The sequence below is a fragment of the Lewinella sp. 4G2 genome (assembly GCF_001625015.1).
GTDB lineage: Bacteria > Bacteroidota > Bacteroidia > Chitinophagales > Saprospiraceae > Neolewinella.
Window position 1 is genome coordinate 59,930 of record NZ_LVWJ02000011.1, and the last position, 23,588, is coordinate 83,517.

Here is a 23,588-nt window from a genome sequence, read left to right on the forward strand (position 1 = left end):
AACCTAAACGGAATGAACTTCCAACATAAAGTGCACACTCAAATGGCTTAAAGGAAATACACCACCAAAAGTAATTAAATAAACCGTCACAAAAAAGTCGCCCTACCCTACGACAAACTGGCTGCTGGTCACTCCCCGCAAACGAAAGAAGCCTCCCCGTAAGTCACGGAGAGGCTTCTTTGTACCATTATGCAGGAAGGAGTCTAGTCACGGCTACCGTCCCAGAAGAAGCTGCCACAATCAACCAGCAGGATCGTCGCTACGGTACGCGCTACCACCGGACCACAGGGGCCAGGCTGCTCGTCACCAACGAAACGCAAGTTCACAAAACCAGCTTCGATGTCCCGTGGGCCAGGGATGTACCGCGCCCTACCGGGAACCGTGCCGTCAGTAACAAACTCACCATCACCCAGGCTCTGGAACTCACCGCTTGCATCGGCTGGCGTCAACTGGATCTGTTCGCCCAAATTAAAGCCCGTCGTACAGCCCGTGAAGTCCGTCAATTCGGCCATCACGGCTTCCTCGACGGTGATGTTCAGCGTGGAGGTTCCCATACACTGGCCGTCGTTGAAGGAGAATTCTACATCGTAGCTCATGTCCTGCTGCAGATCGGTAATGACCGGCTCAACGCTGTTAGGGTTTTCGATACCAACGGGGTTGATGATCTCAACGGTGATGTCTTCCTGCAGGGCCTGCGGGATGTTGAGGTCAACTACCTGCGATCCCATATTACATACCGCGTAATCGTAGGGACCGAAGTCCAGATCGGGTACGGAAGAGAAGCCGATGGATTTCTCCAGGCTACAGGAACCGAAAGCACCCGTGATGTTCAGCGGAACGGGAGCGTCCTCACCGAAGCCAGGGTTCAGGCTTACCGTCACCTCATTCGTCATCTCATCAACCGTCACCGTTCCGGCGCTAACGGGTTCGAAGGCGTAGTTGAGGTCCGCACACAGGCCACCAAAGGTGAAGGGCTCGCCGGGGCAGAGTACTACGTTGTCACCCAGGTCGTCCAGGAAGTCGGGCAGTACCTCGGGGAAGGGAAGTACGGATTCAGAACAGGTACAACCATCGGCTTCGATCACGAGGAGAAGCGGACAGATATCTGCCTGATCTACACCGGTGAAGGTGCCCATGAAGGTTTCCGTAGCGTCTTTCTCTAACATAACTGCTTGGACTTGCTCGGTACTCACCATTCGATCAATGTCGCGGTCCAGTTCACCGTCGCCATCTACGTCAGTAAAGAGGCTCAGCGTTACGTCGTCGTCGAAGTCGTCGCTTTCGGCGGTGAAGTCGAAAGTGAAATCAACGTCGAATACGCCGGGTACGTCCGTACAGGCGGCATTGAGTGTCGCCTCTTCGGCCGTGACGGCGGGAACTACCTCGAGTTCGAAGTACAAATTATCCGTTGTGCTGACGGGGATCTCACAAACTTCACCGGAAGTAGCACAGGTCACTTCGATGCGCGTGATTACCGTTGCGCCAACGAAGTAGGGGCCACAATCCAAGTCACCCACCACAAATGGGATCTTGAGGCAGACGAAGCCACCTTGCGGCAGTTCAGGAGCGGGGAAGCAGAGTTGCTGATCACCGCTAGAATTGATGTCAGTCGTAGTGATATCACCCGCTTCAACTTCGTAGCCGGTTGGTGCGATTGCCATCAGGCTGTCGAGGTTGAGGCTGATGCCCGCGGGGAGGCGGACACAAATTTCGGCTTCGGCAATGTCAGCCTTGCCGACGTTAGCTGCCGTTACGGTGATGGCGTCGCCAGCTTCGGAACAGCTAACCGATAGTGGATCCTGGTCGGCGTCCACCTGGAAGAAGACGGCGGGTTCGGTACCCGGTAGCATTACGTCGATGTTCTGGCTGAAGGCCAGGTCACCTTCGTAGTCGATTGCACAAGCGGCGTCACCGCGAGGGCGGCTTACAATGGGTACACCGGAGGTAAAGTCACAGCTCGTTGCGGCCGTGAAGGTGATCGTCAGTACCTGGCCGGGCTCGAATCCGTCGGGGCCGAAGAGTGCGTTAATCTCTGCTTGGTCGAAGACGCTACCGGTGCCGAAGACGGCATCAGTGGTTGGGTCGTTCGTTGGGTCAGCCAGCGCGCTCATGGCACCACCGGTGACGCTACCCATAAAGTTGCTTACGTCGAGCCCTTCGGGGATGTAAACTACTGGGCTGAAATTGCCAATGGGAGAAGTACCGTCGTTGAAGAACTGAATGTCAAACTCTTCTTCAGTACACAGCGGCACGCTCATTGGCTCGTCGTAGCTCGTCGAGATATTGGCCTGGCCACCGATGTAGCGGTAGCATTCGCCGGTTGAGCCACAATCGGGCATAAAGGCTACGAAGGCAGCAGCGGCTTGCTCAGCGTCGTCGCTACATCCGATGATGGGGAAGGCACAAATTTCGGCGGCGGCACAGAACTCCAAATCAGTCTCTAAATCGAAGACGAAGGCTTCTCCGGCGGCAAGGCCGGGAGGGATTACCAGGGCGTAGACAGTGCTGGAATCCGTAACGAGCGCCTGGGTGAACATGAGGTCGTCACCGTTATCGCGGGTGATGCCGTTGAGCACCGCACCATTACCGACTGTTATTGCGATTACGCCTTCCAGTGGAATGGCGGGGTCGTTATTAATGACCGTTGCGGTATTAACCTCATCCATCATCGGTGCATCCTGCAGTGCACCACCGGGTGCAATCGTCAGCGTAGCCGACTGGGGTTCGGGAGCGTTGATGATCTGGTACATGACCTGGTTGCCGATACTCCGGTGAGGGTTGATCTCGTCCGCGTCATTATCGGGAAGACGCTGGAAGGGGAAGTATAGTAGGACATTACCTCGAGGGGTTCCGTTTAAGAATCCTTGATCGGGCTCTACTACGTCGCCGTTGTTATCTCTCACCTTACCATCCCAGTAACCGGCACCTGTGGTAGTACGTTGCCGGTAGGGGAAGAATTCGTAGTCGGGAAGATGCTTATTAGCCCAAGAATAGGTGGCCGTAAGAGTCGGCAGAGGTTCGTCCGCACACACTCGTAGTAATGGGACTCTAATGACTACACTATCCGTAGTCGGGCCACCTACGGCAATCAGAGGAATACTACCTCCTACCGTGGTCACGTCATCTTCGCCAAAGTCGAAATTATCGTAGCCATCCGCACGGACACCATCCGCGAACTCAGCGTCCGTAAACCGTACTTGGCCAATCCCCGCGTTGGGTGCAAATGCGGGAACACCACTGACTATTGCGGAATCAACCGCCGTGCTGGTATCAGCGAATAGCGGAATTGGATCCTGTCCAATTACATCCACGAAAGCGCCACCATTAAAGTAGTAGGGACTAGATATATCTAGTACAATCTGCTCAATACCGGTGATGGGACGCACCTCATTTGGGTACCAACCTGCGGGCACAGCATCATTAAAGAATGGAATTGCGATTTCAGCATCACAACCATCTTCTGAGTATTCAATTCTGGGTTGAGCGGAAATTTGGGGATCAAAGAAATTGAAAACCGTAGGGATCTGAGGGCAACCCTGTTCAAAAACTCCAGCAAAGATATTTGCGCCACGGTTGGAGTACTGTTCCGCGAAGAAGTACCCAGTAAATGTTGTCGGAATTTCTGGATTGGGAGCGCCGTTCACCATATCCACCTGTCCGGGGTTATCAATTAAGACAGTAGTCCAGACGGCTTCAAATTCGTCGCCAGGAAGAAACTCTCCTCCAATGGCATCCAATAGCTTCTGGGCTGCATTGGGTTCTCCATTTCGACTTGGATCACCACGAAATAAAAGACTCAGGCGTTTACCATCTCGCTGGTCTAAGCTATTATCTCCACCACGACTATAGGTATATCCGCCATTAGGGAAGCCAGGATTAAACACCTCACCTATGCCATACGTGTTGTCAAATCGAGGGTCACTTCCTTCGGTACCAGCGACTAGCACACCCGTTTGCCCTGTTGGCCCGTTTACAAGACCTGAAAATTGACTACCAATATCAATTCTCATCCCATCCCGAATTAAGGTGAATGACTGTAAGCGAGTTAGTTGGTGGTCTAAGACCGTAGGAAAATTATCAGCTGCATTCCAGTTACGGTTGCCGGGAATCTCCATGTTAGTTTCAAAACCAATTTGACGGAAATCGTTGCCTGTACCGCCTAATTCTCCGGCAAATCGGGAGCTCATGGCAGCTTGATCTTGGATGCGCCACAGCGTAGTCAGTTCGATGGTATCGCCCGCTAGTACGTTTTTACCCTGAGGGTCAAGGGTATCGATTTCCGGTACCAGCGTGGAGCGGGTATCATCCGTAAATCCACGGCTTATCCGTCGGCCGAATACTTGAGTGTCGAGGTAGCAGTCACAGTCACAGTCATCGGGGTTTGCTTGCAAATTACTGGAGGATCCCGTAAGGGTTGGGCTACAAGCACAGTCACCAGTAGGACAGGTTGATGAAATAGACCCTGCCAAAATGAGAATTTGGAGGGGGGAACAGTAATTCGTGTCCAACGTCACATCAAAAGTGAAGAAATTATCCTGCCCTTCAGCCGCTGAACCCGCAGGTCCTTCAATGGTAAAGGTTAACCCTTCCTCGGTATAAATCAACGCGGTGTCAGCATCAGCAATTGGCGTTACTACACCTCCGGTTTCAAAGTTGATGTTGGTGATGACTATGTCGTCCGTCAACTGAGGGGTACCTACGAACGAAAATACCCCATTTGCCTCGCCATCATTGTTGGGACATTCAGTTAATGGATTAGGACCAAGGTTATACTGAAAACGCAGATTGCGGGTACTTACAAGCGGCACATTACATCCGTTCGTTTCGTTACGCCCGATGAATCCAAAATTGTATCCCTCCAAAGTACCGGCCAGATCATCCGTGCCGTTAACAAAGGACGAGGTAGAAGTAGCGTTGAACTCCGGTGCCCCCGTATTTGTATCGCGCGCGTTTGTTCCACGAGTACCACAACCACGACGACCGTCTACACGGACTTCGTTGATCTGGCAATCCTGGTTACTGCCAGCTGCGGGTGGCGTAGCGCTGTCTTCAGCATCGCAGGTGATCTCATAGAAGTAACGTAGGGTGAACATATCACCAGCCGCGAGGTCGTCAAAGTTCCCATCGCCGTCGAGATCCTGAAGGGTGGTATTGGTCAGCGCAGAATTACCACGAAGATCAATTCGAATGGTACCCGCAACGTTGGCGGTGGCGACACCTTGAGCGTTAAATTCATCTGCGGTGAAACGGCGAATTGTAGACTCTGGTAACGTTCCTTGCTCGTTGCCATCTGCATCCAATACGAGGATGCGATCTAAAGCAAACGTTGTAGATGCACATGCACGCAAAGTGATGATCAGATCCCGGATCTCACCGATCACTTCGTCATCGTTAGTAGTACCAATGTTTACGTCAAATACGTAGGGTGCATCCGCACATACATTAGGTAGTCCATCTTGAGGAAACTCCATATCGTCGGCCTCTACCGCAGTGCGGTCGTATTCTATTGTTAAGAAACCGGGCAGATTAAAGGTGTTGCCAACGGTAGCCGTCTCGTTAACGTCGGCCGGGCCAGTACACACTTCACCGTCACAAGCGCTCACGACTGTGTAAATTGGGCTGAAGTCAATGTCGGGGTAACACTCTTCAAAAGTGTAACAGACGGTGATTGCATCCGTCTCGTTGAACATGAGCGGGTCATCACTTAAATCAACGTTGGCCTCCAGGCGGCCGGTGGCCGGGTCGATAGTAAAGTCCGCGCCTTCTGCTAAGTCAGCACCATCATAAACAACACGCGTAATCGTAATACCTTCATCAAAACCATAATTATCAGCGGTGAAGATGAATCCGGTTGCACCACTGTTTAATCCAGAATTAGTCACCGTGATCGCCTGACAGGCGTCATTGCCCGGTAGACCAAGTTCAACGAGACCAGGTAATGGGGCCGTAAACTGTACCCGCGGAATAGCCACGTCGCCACCGTAAGACTCCGGTGCGGTATACTCTCCTTCACAAGCTACTCCAGCGGCGCTGGTGTACTCCCACTGATAAGTAATATTTGGTGGATTGGCCTCCAAATCCGAGCCACACTCCGCGCGGATACCGAAACAAACGTAAACGGCGCCACTATCGCGGCTCACTGAAGAGATCAAGAAGCTTGGTGCTTCGGGGTTTTGAACGGAAATTTCCCGCAGGTCCGTTTCGGAACTGGGGAAGACAGCGTCGTCACCTTCGGGGATTTCGGCGAAGCCACCGTACTCAAGCCCTTCGTCGAAGAGCAGCGTCAGTTCGATGTCCAATAGTGGGTCCTCGCTTTTCGTAAAGAGGAGGATACAGGTCGTATCGGCTGCACCACAAACCTCAAGTGCGTCCGGCACCGGGTAGCAATCCGTTCCGCGGAGGTCGATGATGCGGAGTTGGTTGGGGTCCGGTGACAAAAAGGGTGCCGTGAACACTACTTCACCACTCGCCAACGTTACGGAAGGCATCGTGACGAAAGGGTGTTCTGACGCCAATTCTTCGTTAGATCGCTCCTGAGAAAGGACGGATTCAGGCAAGAATCCCCCAAAATTTTCCGCCCGCAGGTTAGTGGAGGCACAAATAAGAAGGAGAAAGGCCCAACAGGAGAGGAGCCTAAAAGCTTGTGGACGTAAATTCATGAGTTACAATTATAAATTGTAGAGTGCTGTGAACCAGTAAGTTACAGAGTAGAAAAGGTATGAGTATAAGGTCGGCAGGCGGTCGTACTTACACTATGGGTAAAACCTGCGTACCAAAAGTACAAAGTGACGCCCTAACTACAAAGCACTTCCCCTGCGTGGGAGACGTTAGATTTTAGAGGTTAGATTTTGGACACGCGGCGACCGGGTGCTTACATCCTACCCCGAAAGTTTAGTAGCATTCAAGCTCGGACTCCCATCATTTTCAACCTTTGGAAGTAGGAATTCAGGCTGTAGCTTCTCTTTGGTAACACTAGCACCTATCCCATTCAGCCCCTTCCATTTTCTTAGCACCCGCGGCAGCGCCCGTTTCAAAATGCTAGGAGTTAGACCTTAGATCTTAGATACCTCCCTGGTCTAAGATCTAAAATCTAACGTCTAAAATCCCTGACCCGAAACGAGCGAAGAACTGTCTAGCAGCTTAATTTGCTCAACCCTTCCGCCACTGCTTATACGCTCCAATCAGTCCATTCGTGCTGCTATCGTGGCTGGTCACGGCCTCGTCATCAGTTAACTCGGGAAGGATGGCCTTCGCAAGTTGTTTACCTAACTCAACGCCCCACTGGTCGAAACTGTAGATGTTCCAGATGATGCCCTGGACGAAAATTTTATGTTCGTAGAGGGCGATCAATTGGCCGAGTACGTAGGGCGTGATCTTTTTTACCAGCAGCGAGTTAGTGGGGCGGTTGCCGTCAAAGACCTTAAAGGGGACCAGTTCAGCAATTTCCGCGTCGCTCTTGCCGGCATCCCGTAGCTCTGCACTGACCTGATGGGCCGTCTTGCCATTCATGAGTGCTTCCGTCTGCGCAAAGAAGTTGCTGAGCAGGATGGCGTGGTGGTCACCCAGGGGGTTGTGGCTGATGGCGGGGGCGATGAAGTCGCACGGGATCAGCCGGGTACCCTGGTGGATTAACTGGTAGAATGCGTGCTGGCCATTGGTTCCCGGCTCGCCCCAGATGATGGGCCCGGTTTCGTAGTCGACCGGGTTACCGTTGCGGTCCACCGATTTTCCGTTAGATTCCATGTTGCCCTGCTGGAAGTAGGCCGGGAAGCGGTGCAAATACTGGTCGTAGGGCAAGATGGCCTCTGTTTCCGCACCAAAGAAATTGGTGTACCAGATACCGATGAGCGCCAGCTTAGTAGGCAAGTTTTCTTCGAGGGGCGCGTGGCGGAAGTGCTCGTCCATGCTGTACATACCGTCCAACAAACCTTCAAAGTTGTCGTACCCGACCGTCAGCGCGATACTCATACCAATTGCGCTAGAAAGGGAGTAGCGGCCGCCTACCCAGTCCCAGAAGCCAAAAATGTTGTTGGCATCAATCCCGAATTCCTGAGCGCCATCGATGTTGGTGCTCAACGCCGCGAAGTGCTTGGCCACGTCTTTTTCAGCGCCACCCTGTGCGTAGAACCAGTCGCGGGCGGACCGCGCGTTGGTCATCGTTTCTTGGGTCGTAAAGGTTTTGGAAGCTACCAGGAACAGGGTCATTTCCGGGTCAACCTTTTTCAGCACCTCGGAGAGGTGGGTGCCGTCGATGTTGGAGACGAAGTAGACTTCGCGGCCTTCGATCCAGTAAGGTTTCAGGGCTTCGGTAACCATTACCGGGCCGAGATCGGAACCACCGATGCCGATGTTGACGACCTGCGTCAACTTCTTACCGGTGTAGCCAGTATGGTCGCCACTGATGACCTTTTCGGAGAAGGTTTTCATCCGGCTCAGCGTATCTTTTACGTCGGGCATCACGTCTTCTCCGTCGACCAGAATCTTGCCTTCTCCACGATTGCGCAGCGCGACGTGCAGTACGGCGCGGCCTTCCGTCCCGTTGATCGTTTCCCCCGAAAACATCTTCTCAATGGCCTCCTTCACGCCACATTCTTCGGCCAGCCGGTACAGCGTATCCAGGGTTTCCTGGGTGATGATGTTTTTGGAGTAGTCCAGTAAGATGTCCTCGAAAGTCTGGCTGAAGTGCTCGAAACGTTGGGGGTCCTGCGCGAAGAGGTCCTTCATGTGCCGCGCTTCCATTTCGTGGGCGTGCATTTCTAGTTCTTTCCAGGCGAGGGTTTGGGTGGGGTCAATTGCGGGTAACATGGGTCAATTTTTGCGGTCTGTGGCTAGGGCAACAAACTTAGTCAATTTTTGTGCGCTGCCGCGGGTGCGAAGAAATGGGATTTACCGGTCCCCAGGCTAAGGTGCAACAGCCACGCAATGGGCATTCTTAGACGGAGGATAGAGCGCAATGCCAACAAGGAATTGATCGTTAGCTTTGCACCTTTACTTTCCGCCCCAACCCCAATGAGTGTAAGCGTACAGAACCTGACCAAGATCTACGGCGACCAACGGGCCGTGGATAATATCTCCTTCGAGGCCCACCCCGGGCAGATCCTCGGTTTCCTCGGGCCCAACGGCGCCGGGAAGACGACCACGATGAAGATTCTGACCTGCTACCTCAGCCAGAGCGCGGGGAAAGCCTCAGTCTGTGGCCACGACGTGGAGACCGACAGCCTGGCCGTCCGCCGGCAGGTAGGCTACTTGCCGGAGCACAATCCTTTATATAAGGACATGTACGTGCGGGAGTACCTCCAGTTTGCCGCCAATGCCAACAAGGTGCCAAGCGCCAAACGGAGGATTGAAGAATTGGTAGACATGACCGGCCTGGGCCGCGAAGCCCACAAGCAGATCGGAGCCCTTTCCAAAGGCTACCGCCAACGGGTTGGCCTCGCTCAGGCGATGCTCCACGACCCAAAGGTGCTGATCCTCGACGAGCCAACCTCCGGGTTGGACCCGAACCAACTGGCGGAGATCCGACAGCTCATCAAGCAATTGGGGAAAGAAAAAACGGTTATCTTCAGTACCCACATCATGCAGGAGGTCCAGGCCCTTTGCGATCGGGTGATCATCATTGACCGCGGCCGCCTCGTTGCTGATGACCCAATCGAGATGTTGAAGCGACGCCTCAGTGGAGGTTCCTCCCTGATCGTTTCCTTCGATAAGGAGGTGGACCAGCAACGACTGAACGGCATTCAGGGTGTCACCAAAGTGGAAAATCAGGATAGCCCCTTCACCTACCGCCTTTACCTGGAGGGGAAGGCCGACGCACGGGCGGAAGTATTCCACTTTGCCGTAGCGAACTCACTGGTGCTGCTCGCCATGCGGCAAGAAGACCTCAGCGTGGAGGAAGTATTCCGCGCCCTCACCAGTAAAGCGACCGCTTAATCGGCTTAACCAACCATTCGCCGCCGCGGACAACCCTTTAGCGCATGACTCTACGCTTACTCCCTTTCCTCTTCCTACTGGCTTGCGCCTCTTCGTTGATGAGCCAGACCAAGCTTACTGCGGACTTCTCTTTCCCGGACGGGATCTACCTGAGCCACGCAGCCGTACTGGCCGTCCAACCGGACCTGGGCTGGGAGGCCATTAACGGGGAAATGGTCCAGCTACCAGAAGCCTACCGGGTTCAGATTGAGGGTTACCAGTACAAGGACGCTACCCTTGACCCGGGGATGATGCCTTACGCGATTGGGCTGGACGGTGAGCTTTACCTATTCGTACAACGTAATGTGGCGCGCAATTTTTACGAGTTCACCGGTTTACGCTTGGTGGGAACGCTCTCTACCATTGCGTTCGATACGGTGGTAACCACGCGCCAACTGATGAAGGCCTACAACCCGGCGAATGGGTACGCCTTTCGGGAAGCCTGGGTAGAGCGGGAAAAGAACGTGGTGATGCATAAGGTCCTCCACTTCCCGAGTGGTCGCCTTTTTCGGAAAGAGCAAGAAAGTCTAATGGTGTCCATGTCTGAAGACAAGGAACTCAGCCAGGCGCTGCGTGAGTTGCCGGAGGTGACCGATGAGTACCTCGACCGTGCGGTGCGGTTGTACAATGAGCGCTACCCTACCCTGCTGCGGCCGGAGTGAGCCGTCCCGCTGCAAAGCTTTAAGTTTCAAGCCAATTATTATGCTAGCCATTTTTCGCAAGGAGATCAATTCATTTTTCAGTAGCCTCATCGGTTACCTGGTGATTGGAGTTTTCCTGTTGGTGACGGGCCTGTTCATGTTTGTTTTCCCGGATACAAGCCTGCTTAACTTTGGCTACGCGAGTCTCGGGCCCTTCTTCTCACTGGCGCCCAACATCCTCACTTTCATTATCCCGGCCATCTGTATGCGGGCCTTCGCGGAGGAACGGCAGACGGGAGCCATCGAACTGCTTGTCACCAGGCCGCTGAAGGATATTGAAATCGTGCTGGGGAAATTCCTGGCCTGCCTCGGGCTGGTCCTCATCGCGTTACTCCCCACCCTACTCTACTACTATACCGTGTACCAACTTGGCTCTCCGGTGGGTAATATCGATGCGGGTGGGACGATTGGAAGTTACATTGGTTTGGTCTTTCTGGCCATGGCCTTCGTGAGCATTGGGTTGTTTGCGAGTTCGCTAACGAGTAACCAAATCGTCAGTTTTCTATTGGCCCTGGCGCTGTCCTTCTTCCTCTACTTTGGTTTCAGCCTCGTGGCGAGCCTACCGATCTTTTTCCTGAATGGGGAGAATTTCATCGCCGGGCTGGGGATGCAGCAACATTTCCACAGTTTGGGCCGGGGTCTGATTGACAGCCGCGACGTAATCTATTTCGTTTCGTTGACCGCGTTCTTCATTCTCCTCACCGTCATCAGTCTGGAGCGGCGTAAGTGGTAGCAGCGTGGCGGTTTACGGCTAAAGAACTTGCGCTGCGTACGTCAGCTTACTTTTCTGCCAGTCCTACCGTTAAATAATTGTCTACTGACGGTAGTACCTTTGCCGTTGAAATTATAAGATTCGAAATCCAACGTGGTTTCCCAGCCCAGCCAACCTATGTTAAACCGCCTTTTACTCTGTACCCTCGTTGCCGGCCTCCTCTTTTCGTGTAAGGATGACTTCAGCCTGGAGGGTGATTTTCAGGATGTCCCAACGGCTTATGCCTTCCTGGACGCCGATGATGATCGCCACTTCGTGCGGGTCCAGAAGGCTTTCCTGGAGGCGGGTGGTGACGCTAACCAAAACGCGGCCATTGCGGATTCTATCTTTTACGGGGAGAACGACGCCATGGTGATCCTACGCAATCTAACGCGCAACGATAGCACGGAATTAATGCGCGTCAACGGAGAGGACTTCGGTCTGGACCGTGAAGATGGCGTCTTCGCTACCTCGCCCAACATCCTGTATACCCTGGAGGACGGAGATCTGGAGCTCCGTGGTGGCGACGAGATCAACCTGATCGTCCGCCGGCCTGGGGAGACGGATGCGGTGGCAGAGACTTCCATGCTGCGGGAGATTGAAATTACCCGCCCTGTGGAGCCCTTTGCCGTGATTGACGACTACCGCCGTTCCCTGAACGTCACCTGGTCTAAGGGAGACAACGCGGCGGCCTACGCCGTGAGTGTAGTATTTAAGATCAATGAGATCAACCTTAACGATCCCGCGCTGACCCAGGAAGTCGAGCTGGAGTGGATGGTAAATAATGAATACATCCCCGGCGATGACGAGGAGTCCGGACGTTTCGTGACGATCCGCATCGATAATGAAGCCTTTTACCGATTCCTGGGGGAGAACCTGGAGCCTGATGATAATCTCCGCCGTCGCTTTTTAGGGATGGACATCAACGTGGTAGCCGCAGGTGAGGAGATCGTCGAGCGCCGCCAACTCGATAACGCGAATCAGGGGATCACTTCTTCTCAGGTTACCCCCACCTACACCAATCTGGAGGGTGGCCTCGGTCTGGTAACCAGCACCACGCGCACCTCCCTGGAGAACGTGGCCCTGGATAATTCCAGCATCGACAGCTTACGCGACGGCATCTACACCCGCCTGCTGAACTTCTAGGTTCCTACTAACAAGCAACCCTAGCCTGAATTGGCGCTACTTGGTGTTCGAATCCTCCATGATGGATTTGCGCCGGTAGTATTCGATGATCTTCTTCGCCGTGCTCAAGTTGGTCACCTCCGCAATTTCAGAAGCCAGCGCGTTTTGCACCTTTTTGGGGCTACCGAAGTGGGCCATCAGTTTCTGCACTGTTTTATCACCGATGCCGGGAATCTTGTGTAGTTCCGTCCCCACCATACCCAGACTGCGCTTGTTGCGGTGATGGCGGAGAGAAAAACGGTGGGCCTCGTCCCGACACTGCTGGATCAGCCGGAGGGATTCAGATTTTTTATTGATGTGCAGGGGCACCGTATCGTTCGGGAAGTAGATCTCCTCCAGGCGTTTGGCGATACCTACTACAACCATCTTCCCACGTAAACCTAAGAGGTCAACACTTTCCATGGCGTGGCTGAGCTGGCCTTTGCCGCCGTCAATGATAACGAGTTGGGGCAAGGGTTCCCCTTCGTCCAGTAACCGGCGGTAGCGGCGGTGGACGACCTCCGTCATACTCGCGAAATCATCTGGCCCGACGACGGTCTTGATGTTGTAGTGGCGGTAGTCTTTCTTGCTCGGTTTACCATTCTTGAAGACCACACAGGCACTCGCCGGATTGGTCCCCTGAATATTGGAGTTATCGAAACACTCGATGTGCATGGGTAGCTCGTCCATTTGCAGGTCGGACTGCAAGGTCCGAAGTACTCGCTCAGCTGGGGTCTGGCGGTTGGCATTGTTTATGCGCTGCTTCTTACGCTGAAGGAGCATGTACTTCGCATTCTTGACGCTCAGATCGAGCAATTTGCGCTTGTCGCCAATTTTTGGAACGGTTACCGCCGCGTCGACACCGGGGAGTTCCAGGTCGTGATCGAGAATAACTTCCGGTGCGATACTGTTGAAGCGATCCCGCAATTCGGGGATGGCGTAGGTCAGGAGGCTCTCTTCGTCATCGTCCAGGTTCATTTCAATCTCCTGCGTCGTGGTATGGATTATGGCACCGTTGACGATCTTGATGTAGTTCAGGAAAGCCTCGTTGTGTTCGGTGTCGACGGCCATTCCGAAGACGTCGACATCCCGAATGGTAATGCTGACGATCTGCGATTTGGCCTGGTAATTCTTGAAGCTCTTAAGTTTCTCCTGAATTTGAGCGGCCCGTTCAAATTCCATTTCCTCGGCGAGTTCCGTCATGCGGGCTTCGAAGTGACGGCGGACTTCGGCAAAGTTGCCCTTCAGGATGTTGCGGACCTGGTCGATCTTTTCATTGTAATTCTCCTCGCTTTCCTCCCCCACGCAGGGCCCCTCGCAATTCTTGATGTGGTATTCGAGGCAGACCTTGAACTTGCCCGCTTCGATGTTATCCTGGCTCAGATTCAGGTTGCAGGTACGTAACGGGAACAGTTGTTTGATGAGATCGAGAATGATCTTTAGTCTACCCTTGCTGGTGTAAGGGCCAAAGTATTGCGAGCCATCCCGCCGCACCTGGCGGGTGATGAAGACGCGGGGGAAGCGCTCATTCTTGATGCAGATGTAGGAGTAATTCTTATCGTCCTTCAGGTTGATGTTGTACCGGGGCTGATGGGTCTTGATCAGTGCATTTTCTAGCAGTAGCGCGTCTGCTTCCGTCTCCACGATGGTGAACTCGAGCCGGGCGGCGTTCTTGACCATGATGCGCGTGCGGTGGAGACGGTCCTTACGCTCCCCGAAGTAGCTGGCGACCCGGTTGCGCAGCACCTTGGCTTTACCTACGTACAAAATAGTATCATCCGGCCCGATGAACCGGTACACGCCAGGCTGCTTGGGTACCGTATCGGCGATGGCTTTAAAATCTTCCGTCTTCATGCCCCAGGGGAACGCATCCGTGGTGGATGTGTTGAATTAATCCCAACCGAATTATACAATTTGTGGCAACAAACAGCAGCCGCTTTAGCATCATCCCACTTTCTCAATCACTCAGGCTTATTCCACTTGTGCTGCTCAAGTGCATTGAAGAAGAGGTTTGGTGATTTTGCCCGCGTCTCGTACTTAAAACGGCGGCTCACCACCAAACGATCCTTAGTGGAGAAAAGGAAGATCATCGGTTGGTTTTCGTACACAATCTCCTGGAAGCGATCGTACAATGGGTAGCGATCTTCGGCGTCCAGCGTCGTCCGGATTTTGCGGAGCAGTTGGTCAACCTCCCGGTCGGCAAAACCGCCGCGGTTGGTACCATTCGGGGGTACGGAAGTAGAAGCGTAGGTTTGGGTAAAGTCCTCGGGGTAAGGCTCGAAGCTTTGGCCTACGATGGCGGTGGCGAAGTTCCCCTTGTCCAATTCACCGAAGAGGGTGCGGCCGTCTTTGGGTACCACTTTGATGTCGACGCCAGCGGCTGCGGCCCATTCGGCTACGAGGGAACCAATGGCTTCACTCGTCGGGCTGGGGAAGATGAGGAACTCAAAGGATAACTCCTGCTGCTCACCGTCCACCTCCCGGTCGAGGATGCCGTTGCCATCGCTGTCCGCCCAACCCGCGGCAGAGAGGGCAGCTTTAGCTGCAGATACGTCATAATCAACGGGCTCCAGCGCATCATTGTAATAGGCTTTGGCAGGCATGACCGGCCCGGTAACGCGGGAAGCCAAACCACCGGGGAAGAGTTGCTCAATGAGCTGATCCACGTCCACCAGTTGTGCCAGGGCACGGCGGGTAGCGGCATCTCGAAAGATGGGTAGTTGTTGGTTAAAGAGGATACCGAAATACTTGAGCCCATCAATCACTTCGAAATCGTAGCGGTCGCGGAGGAAGGCATCATTTGGTAGGTCTTTGAATTGCTCGATGGGGAGGTCGGTTACTACGTCCACCAGTTCGTCACGGAGGGCGGTGCCCATAGTGTTGGCGTCCTGGATGATAGTAAATTCTAAGCGTTCGGGCTTGGCTTTTAACCAGGGTTGGCTGCTGCCTTCCGCCCAGTACTGATCCTGCTTGACGAGGGTGATCCGCTGACCACTTTCCCATTCTTCCAGGCGGTAGGGGCCGCTACCAATCAGATCTTCGGGAGACCGGCTGGTTTCCAGGGCATTAAAGGTTTCGGCGAAGGCCTGCAGGTCTTCATTATTCTTTGCCAGCCGCTCGGCGCCGCGGTCGGTTGCGAGTTCCTGAAGGCGAATGGTCCGCATTTTTTTCTCCGGGTCGTAGGCGTATTCGGGATAGATAACCAGGCTTCCGATCGCGTCCTTGGCCAGCAGGTAAGGGCCGGAGGTCATCACTTTGAAGCGGCGCTCGTCGTTCGGGCTGGTGATCACGTTGGAGACGGCCTCGTAGTAGGATCGGTACGCGCCACTACCAATCAGTGGGTTCAGGACGAGCTTCATGCTGAAGACGACGTCCGCTGCCGATACGGGCAGGCCATTCGGCCAGGTCGCGTCGGGGTTGATGCTGTAGGCGTATCCCACCATTCCGTTGGCTTCTGGCTTCACGTCCGGCAAACCGGCTAGCATGGGGACGAGGCTGTAGTCATTCGGGTCCTGCGCGTTGAGGGATTGGAAGATCATCTCGTGCACGTAGCGGCTGGTCCTAGATGCAGAAAGTACGGGGTTCAGCGTAGGCGGCTCACTGCTCATACCGATCCGAACTACGTTATCGGCGTGGCGGAAAGCGACTTCACTGGCCGACACGGGCTGTTGGGCTCCGCCATCAGTTCCGGCCTCTTCGGCTGCGGACTGGCATCCACTAACAATAAGGAGTAGGAAGAAGAAATATAGCTGGGTCAGTCTCATGGTAGGCGAAGATACAGCCCTTCGCCGGGTGCGAGTAATTCTCCCCTAGCCCGCAAGAGCTGGAATTATGCCTCATTGAAGGCATTAGCTATAGCGGACCACTTATTGGTCGCCATCTCTTTATACCTTCCCGTTGCATTAACGACATCCCCATCACTCCACGACCAAGCTAATCAGTCCCCATGCGCCCCATTCTTTTTGCCCTTTTATCTTTACTAGGCACCTGCGTCAGCGCCCAAAAGACGCTTTCCGTGCCCGTGCCCAGAACCCCAGCACCGCCGGCTACGGACCAACGCCTGTACGATATTGCCGATGCTGCGGACCCCGCACGACTGGAACGGGACATCACGCAATTGGTGGGTTTCGGTACCCGCCACACGCTTAGCGATACGACTTCGGATACCCGTGGCATTGGTGCCGCTCGCCGCTGGATCTTTGCCGAATTTGAGCGGATCAGCGAGACGTGTGGTGGTTGCCTGGAGGTATTTTACCAGCGCAACCTCGTGGAGGGCAACCCGGAAAGCCGGATCAAAGAAGACACCTGGGTAGTGAACGTTGTCGCCATCCAGCGGGGGACGCGGGACCCTAACCGGATCGTAATGATGAGCGGGGACATTGACAGCCGCGTAACGGATCCGCTCGACGGCACCTCCGACAGCCCCGGCGCCAACGACAACGCCAGCGGCATGGCAGGCACGCTGGAGGCCGCAAGAGTACTGACGCGATACCGCTTTCCGGGGTCAATCGCTTATGTGGGTTTGAGTGGCGAAGAACAGGGGCTTTTCGGCGGTAAGGGCTTGGCGGACTACGCCAAAAAGCAAGAATGGGAAATCACCGGCGTACTGAATAACGACATGATTGGCAATATCACCGGGATTGACGGCGTGACGGATAATACTTCGTTCCGCATTTTTTCAGAACCCTACTACCCGGAGAGCGCGAACGACGAGCGGGCCAACATTTACCGTCGCTTTTTCGGTGGCGAAGTGGACGGGCCAAGCCGTCAACTGGCACGTTACATAGACCGGCTAACGCGCCAATACACGACCAATCTGGACCCGATGATGATCTACCGATTGGACCGTTTCGGCCGCGGTGGCCACCACCGACCCTTTAATGACGCCGGTTTCCCGGGGATCCGGATCATGGAAACCCACGAAAATTACAACCAGCAGCACCAGGATCTACGAACCGAAGATGGCATCTTTTACGGTGACCGGCTCGAACACGTCAATTTCCCTTACGCAGCCAAACTGACGGGAGTGAATGCGATCACCCTGGCCGGCCTCGCCGCCGCTCCCCCACCGCCGCCGCTGGTGATGATCGGTGGTACCGTTCGGCCCAGCGCACGGCTAAAGTGGGAGTCTCCGGAGACGAAGACGCCCATCGCCGGCTACTACGTGCACTACCGGCTGACGACCAGCGCCCAGTGGGAACACAAGCGCTTCGTGCCCGCCGGACAACTAGATTACACTTTCAAAAATTTGGTGGTGGACAACTATTTTTTCGGCGTCTCTACCGTCGGAACGGACGGTAACGAAAGCCTCGTTGTCTTCCCGAGTACCTTAATTCCCCGAGGGCTTTAGCGGCCCATCGACTGGTAGTGGCTAGGGGACTCTCCTGTAGGAATGAAGGCCGCCGTCTCACCGCGAAGCTGATCGTAGAGTGTAAACTCCTCGTCGCTACGCAGGCGGTTTACCCGGGCGAAAAAGCGGGTCGCGAAGCGGTAGGTACGGGAGCGGGCGTCAGCGTCAATATCGACGTTGGCAATCATTTTCAAGATCTCCCGACGCTTCTCTTTAAAGGTCAGACTTACCCGATCGATCACTTCGTCGTTCTGGGCGTACCCGAGGTAGACGCGGTCGTAAATACTACGCTGGCCGGTATCGGTGGACGCCGTGGCGTAGGGCGCACCGACGAAGCCGGTGAAGTCGAAGTCGTAACCGACGGGGATGAGTTTACCCTTTACGTCGATGACCTTTACGTTGCGGCGGAGTAGCAGGCTCCAGTCGCCATTACCGACGAGGTACTGGAAGAAAGCGTGGGTGGCTTCGGCTTCCTGGTCGTAGTTGTCCGCCCCGAGACCGCGGGTTTCGGGTGCTTCCACGCCACCGTTGCGGGCGGCCATTTCGTCGGTTGCTTCAATGATGAAAGCAGTCATCACGTGGTTGGCACCGCCGTTTTCGTCTTTAATCGTCAGCTTGAGCAATTGGGTGCGGTAGCTGTAGGGCGTTAGCGTTTGGTAGATCTGGTAGGCTAAGTGCTCTTTCAGGATCAATTCCTCGGCGAGTTCGTTTTCGAAACAGGGCACTACCAGTTTATACTTGTCGTAGGCAGCTAGCCCGCGCTTCTCAAGGTCCTTTTTCTTAAAGTCGATCTTGAGCGGAGGCATTTCACAACGATTGCGACGGAACTTGCCGCGGGTGGTGATCTTCACGGAAAATTCTTGCTCTAAACCGGCAGCGTCCACGAAGGAGAACAACGCCTGCTGGGCGGCTTCCGAGCGGGCCATGATGCTATCTACGGGCAGCTTCAGCGTTGCCGCCAGGTGCTCGTCTCCGTTGGTATGGTTCATCAAATCAAATACGGAACCCGCGAACGAAAGCGCGGGAAGTAAGAGCAGGGCCAGGAGTAAGTTCAGTCGGGTCATAATTACCGGCTTTACGTGGTCTGTGAATTTGGTCAATACACCCATTCCATTCATTGCGAAAAAATGGGCGCTGTCGCAGGTGCGGTGTAATGGGTACAATCCCCCCGCACGCTGAGTTTGAAACGCGTTAAGGGTGCAAATGTCAACACAAAAGACGGGGCGGACTACCGAATTAACTTTGGGTTTACGTATGCCAAAAATCATGCTCCAGAAGTAAACGTTGCCAAAAATCTAGTTTGCCGAACGATAGTTTTATGCTTTCCGCAAATAGCCTTTCCTTGTAAGGAAAAATTGAACTAAATCGGACTAGTTCCTTTGAACGGAAAATGTCCGGTAAAGACAGACTTTAACATTTGGGATCCACCTTTCTACCTTCACGGTATGAAAACACCCCGTATTGCCTTCACGGATATTGACGGAACCTTGCTCGACAAAGACCGCCACATCGCCCCGGCCACCCGCCGCGAAGTGGACCGCCTGAGCGCCGCAGGCATTCCTTTTATCCTAATCTCCAGCCGGATGCCAAGGGCGATGACCCACCTGCAAGCTGACCTGGATATTGAAGGCCTCCCCTTAATCGCCTACAACGGCGGACTCGTCGTAGTAGACGGCCGAACCGTTTCCAGCCAGGCCATCGATCTTAAAGTTGCGGAAGTGATTCGGGAATTCAGCCAGTCCGCCCCCCTTTCCGTTAGTCTTTATTACGTCGACGAATGGTACGTGGAATCCATGGACCATTACGCTAAACGGGAGGAACACAATACCCGGACCTCACCGACGGTCCAAAACCTGACTACCACCATCGCCAATTGGCGGGAGGCCGGCCACGGCGCCCACAAAATCATGTGTATGGGGGAGCCGGGGCGTTTGGACCGACTCATTACCCTGCTGGAATCTGAGTTCTCAAGTCAGCTCCACCTCTACCGCTCCAAGGATGATTACCTAGAGATCGCGGATGCGCGCATCTCCAAACTAACCGGCGTCCGTACCCTCCTAGAGGATGCCTACCCATATCTCTCCCTGGGCGACTGCATTGCCTTTGGCGATAATTACAATGACGTTGAAATGCTGGAAGGGGTAGGCATTGGGGTAGCCGTCGGCAACGCCCGCCCGGAAGCCAAATCCGTCGCTGATCACGTAGTCGCCGGCAATAAAGAGGACGGCGTCGCCGAAGGTTTGGCCAAGTACTGCCCTACCCCACCGGCTTGAACTCTTTTGGAGCCGATAACATATAAGGTGGAATAGCTAAAGCACCGCCCTATCAACCAACTCCACCTAGAATCTTCGCCCTACCTCCTTCAGCACAAGGATAACCCCGTCCACTGGCACGCCTGGAATGACGCTGCGCTGGCTCGTGCCCGGGCGGAGGATAAGCCCATTCTCGTAAGCATTGGTTACGCCACCTGCCACTGGTGCCACGTGATGGAGCGGGAAAGCTTTGAAGATGAGGCGACGGCCGCGGTGATGAACGAGCACTTCGTGTGCATCAAAGTGGACCGCGAAGAACGGCCCGACGTGGATAAGATCTACATGGAAGCGTGCCAGGCCATCAACGGCAGTGGCGGTTGGCCCCTGAACGCCTTCCTGCTGCCCGACGGGCGCCCCTTCTACGCCGGAACCTACTACCCACCGGAAGCGAAGTACAACCGACCGAGTTGGCGGGACGTCCTGCATTCCCTCAGCACCTCTTACTCTGAAAGACGGGAAGAGGTAGAAGAACAGGCGGAGCGCTTAACCAAAAATATCGCGGGAGGTGAGCTCAATATGCTCCGCATCGAACCGGAGGCGGACGACCACCTCAGTTGGCGGAACAACGTCATGCAGAAATTGCGGGACCGCTACGACCACCAGCACGGTGGCTTCGGAGGGGCACCTAAATTCCCGGGCAGCCAATCGCTGGAAGCCCTGCTCGCTCACGGCGTTCTACACGGCGAGACAGGTGATATTTACCTCGCCCGCCACGGAATGCTGGCCATGCTGGACGGTGGCATCTACGATCAATTGGGCGGCGGCTTCAGCCGGTATACCGTGGACGGTGCCTGGCGGGTCCCCCACTTCGAGAAGATGCTCTACGACAACGCCTTGTTGCTGCGGCTCCTGGCCAAGTTGCAGATGACGACGCCGGACGAGCGGTTTCGCGACGGTATCAACGAGACCATCACATGGCTCAAACGGGAGATGCTCCTGCCTTCCGGCGGCTACCGGGCCGGCCTGGACGCCGACAGCGAAGGCGTGGAGGGTAAGTACTACGTGTGGCAGCAGGAGGAAATTGAGGGGTTACTTTCCGAGCAAGAGGCTGCCGTGATCATTAAGTTCTACGGCATCACTGAGGCCGGCAACTGGGCCGAGGAGCACACCAATATTCCCTACCGCCCTTTGCCAAAAGAGGCCTGCGCTACTGCCTTGGATATCTCCGTTGCTACTTTCGAAGGGCTGCTCACCTCCGCCAAAAGCAAATTACACACCTTCCGCTTCGAGACCCGCGTCCACCCGGGAGCGGATGACAAAGTCATTTTGCAGTGGAATGCTTTGCTCGTTTCCGCTTTCACCTGGTGTTACCGAGCGACCGGTGATGTCGAGTTACTCAATCTGGCTACGGAGCTTTGGGATACTTTGCGTACCCACCTGTTTAAAGACGGGCGTTGGCACCGCAACTACACCAACGGCCACCTCGGTGCCCCAGCTTTTCTGGACGACCTGGCGGCGCTAACCGAGGCTGCGATCGATCTGTATGCCGTCACGTTTGACATGAAGTATCTCATAGGTTCTGATGATTTGGGCGCTGCCGCGGGTGCATTGTCCGGTGGCCAGCAACTAGTGAAGTACACCCTCGAAAACTTCGGGAATAACGACAGCCCGATGCTCACCCTCCGGCAAAAGGGGAAGAATGAGTTACCGGTAGAAAGTGTTGACCTTTTCGATAACGCCCTCCCCTCCGGCAACAGCCAATTTATGCACAGCTTGCTTAGAATGAGCCACCTGCTGGATGAACAGAGCATGGAAGAACGTGGGGAAGCCATGCTCGCCGCGATGGCTGGCAGTATGGAACGCTACCCGGGAAGTTTTGCGGGATGGGTCCACGCCGCTTTGCTGCACGCCGCACCGAAACGAGAATTAGTCGTCACCGGGCCCGACGCGGTGGATGTGGCGCAGCAATTCCTGTCGCCATACCGACCAGGTTTGTTGCTGGCTGCGGCGGAAGAAGAAAATCAAGACGTTTCCCTCTTCAGGAACCGTTATCTTGCTGACGGGCTTCGCTTTTACCTGTGTGAGAACCAAGTGTGCCAAAAGCCGGTTACCACCGCGAAGGCCGCCTTGGAACTGCTGGAAAAGCAAGCAACTAACCTTAATCCGAACAAGTAAAACCCATGCAACTACGTGTACTCCTGGTCCTAACGTTGATGGCCGCTGGGTTTGCCGTTTCCGGCCAGCAGTTGACGCGTTACAGCATGCCCTGGCTGGATATCGTACAGTTTAATCCGGCTTACGCGGGGTTGGATAATTCCCTCAGCGTCACCGGTGCCTACCGGGCGCAATGGACGGGCCTGGAAGGCTCACCTACGGGCCAGCGATTGAGCGCCCACTTACCCATCTATTTCCTCAATAGTGGTTTCGGAATTGAAGCCGAGCGGGATGAATTGGGTGCCCGCAGTCTTAACAGCGTGAGTGCTTCCTACAATTACCAATTAGTCCGGGGCGCTAACGTCTTTTCCTTCGGGGTATCAGCTCGCTACCTCGCATTGGGACTCGATGGAAGTTTGCTACGGACGCCCGAAGGGGCCTACCCAAACGAAGGAGTGTTCATCCACAACGATGATTTGTTGCCCACGGGTAACGTCAACGAAGGCTCACTGGCGCTTGGGGCGGGTATTTATTACCAGGGCAATACCTTTCAGGGTGGTGTTTCTGCCAAAAACCTGAATGGCCCCGTGCTGGCATTTCCCGGATTGGATTACACTTTGGGGAGGCAGTACCACGGGTACCTGGCCGCCCGATTCGACGTCCTTACCAGTTGGGAAGTATTGCCGTTTGCTTACGCTATCAGTGACGGGACGCAAACCCAGCTAAGCGGCGGGGCCAGCTTCCGCTACCAGGAAAATATTATGGCGGGAGCTGCGTACCGGACGGGGGATGCCGCTAGCGCCGAAGCGATCGTGCTATCCGGCGGGTTTAGTCTTAACGACAACATCACGGTACATTACGCTTATGACCTGACGCTCTCTCCGCTGCGAACGGTGCAGGATGGCAGCCATGAAATCACGTTGAAGTACAATTTGCGCAAGCGGATTGGCGCCGGCGTCCCCCCGCCAATCATCTATTATCCAAGGGCTAAGCAGTGATCGCTGGCCTTCGTAGGTCATTTGTTGGCGGCCAAACATCGTAACTGTCGGCACGTTCCCATTTGGGATGCTTGAGTACTGCTACGGTGGTGGGTAGTTACGTAAAGTTCGTACCTTAGCTTAACAACCAAACGAAAACGTCCTAGACGGCCAAACAACCGGCCTTCGGTAATGACACCACTTAATCTGTTAAAAGTTGGTCCCCTCGCCAGCTTTTGATACTAAGCCAAGCAGATGGGGCGTTCGCTC

13 protein-coding genes are annotated in these 23,588 nt (G+C 54.6%); 8 read left to right on the forward strand and 5 right to left on the reverse strand.

Translation table 11 applies throughout. The annotated features are described in order from the left end of the window. Nucleotides 1–203 precede the first annotated feature (203 nt). Nucleotides 204–6,557 carry a hypothetical protein gene (locus A3850_RS00320; protein WP_197493954.1) on the reverse strand — a complete coding sequence of 2,118 codons (6,354 nt, stop codon included), beginning with the start codon at nt 6,555–6,557 and terminating at the stop codon, nt 204–206. 592 nt (nt 6,558–7,149) lie between these two features. Beyond that, on the reverse strand, nt 7,150–8,805 hold the full coding sequence (gene pgi / locus A3850_RS00325; RefSeq protein WP_068212675.1) for a glucose-6-phosphate isomerase: 1,656 nt from the start codon (nt 8,803–8,805) through the stop codon (nt 7,150–7,152). A 204-nt stretch (nt 8,806–9,009) separates the two neighbouring features. On the opposite strand from pgi, the gene gldA reads away from it, so the two are divergent. The 4 genes from gldA (at nt 9,010) to A3850_RS00345 (ending at nt 12,567) form a co-directional block, all read left to right on the forward strand. Continuing rightward, entirely contained in the window at nt 9,010–9,930 is a 921-nt protein-coding gene (gene gldA, locus A3850_RS00330; protein ID WP_068212678.1) for a gliding motility-associated ABC transporter ATP-binding subunit GldA, read from the forward strand. A 44-nt stretch (nt 9,931–9,974) separates the two neighbouring features. Next, nucleotides 9,975–10,631: a hypothetical protein gene (locus A3850_RS00335; protein ID WP_157500776.1), complete on the forward strand. Its 657-nt coding sequence runs from the start codon at nt 9,975–9,977 to the stop codon at nt 10,629–10,631. 40 nt (nt 10,632–10,671) lie between these two features. Beyond that, nucleotides 10,672–11,403 carry a gliding motility-associated ABC transporter permease subunit GldF gene (gldF, locus tag A3850_RS00340; RefSeq protein ID WP_068212684.1) on the forward strand — a complete coding sequence of 244 codons (732 nt, stop codon included), beginning with the start codon at nt 10,672–10,674 and terminating at the stop codon, nt 11,401–11,403. 156 nt (nt 11,404–11,559) lie between these two features. Beyond that, nucleotides 11,560–12,567 carry a hypothetical protein gene (locus tag A3850_RS00345; RefSeq protein ID WP_157500778.1) on the forward strand — a complete coding sequence of 336 codons (1,008 nt, stop codon included), beginning with the start codon at nt 11,560–11,562 and terminating at the stop codon, nt 12,565–12,567. A 36-nt stretch (nt 12,568–12,603) separates the two neighbouring features. Here A3850_RS00345 and uvrC read toward each other — a convergent pair whose 3' ends face one another. After that, complete coding sequence (gene uvrC, locus A3850_RS00350) at nt 12,604–14,439, reverse strand: excinuclease ABC subunit UvrC (protein ID WP_068212688.1); 1,836 nt, start codon at nt 14,437–14,439, stop codon at nt 12,604–12,606. A 107-nt stretch (nt 14,440–14,546) separates the two neighbouring features. After that, the gene (locus A3850_RS00355) at nt 14,547–16,349 is read right to left on the reverse strand and encodes an ABC transporter substrate-binding protein (RefSeq protein ID WP_068212690.1); all 1,803 of its coding nucleotides are present in this window, start codon (nt 16,347–16,349) and stop codon (nt 14,547–14,549) included. A gap of 182 nt (nt 16,350–16,531) precedes the next feature. Between A3850_RS00355 and A3850_RS00360 the strand changes: the two genes are divergently transcribed. After that, a complete protein-coding gene (locus A3850_RS00360; protein WP_068212693.1) occupies nt 16,532–17,935 on the forward strand; it encodes a M28 family metallopeptidase in 1,404 nt (467 codons plus the stop codon). On the opposite strand, the gene A3850_RS00365 is transcribed toward A3850_RS00360, so the two are convergent. Next, nucleotides 17,932–18,999, reverse strand: coding sequence for a hypothetical protein (locus A3850_RS00365; RefSeq protein WP_157500780.1), 1,068 nt, complete (start codon nt 18,997–18,999; stop codon nt 17,932–17,934). The two genes, A3850_RS00360 and A3850_RS00365, sit on opposite strands and share 4 nt — an antisense overlap. Before the next feature lie 381 nt (nt 19,000–19,380). Between A3850_RS00365 and A3850_RS00370 the strand changes: the two genes are divergently transcribed. The 3 genes from A3850_RS00370 to A3850_RS00380 are packed head-to-tail and all read left to right on the forward strand — an operon-like array spanning nt 19,381 to nt 23,339. Next, nucleotides 19,381–20,208, forward strand: coding sequence for a Cof-type HAD-IIB family hydrolase (locus A3850_RS00370; protein WP_068212699.1), 828 nt, complete (start codon nt 19,381–19,383; stop codon nt 20,206–20,208). Between the two features lie 51 nt (nt 20,209–20,259). Further along, nucleotides 20,260–22,362 carry a thioredoxin domain-containing protein gene (locus tag A3850_RS00375; RefSeq protein WP_068212701.1) on the forward strand — a complete coding sequence of 701 codons (2,103 nt, stop codon included), beginning with the start codon at nt 20,260–20,262 and terminating at the stop codon, nt 22,360–22,362. 5 nt (nt 22,363–22,367) lie between these two features. Then, nucleotides 22,368–23,339, forward strand: coding sequence for a PorP/SprF family type IX secretion system membrane protein (locus A3850_RS00380; protein WP_068212703.1), 972 nt, complete (start codon nt 22,368–22,370; stop codon nt 23,337–23,339). Nucleotides 23,340–23,588: the final 249 nt, after the last annotated feature.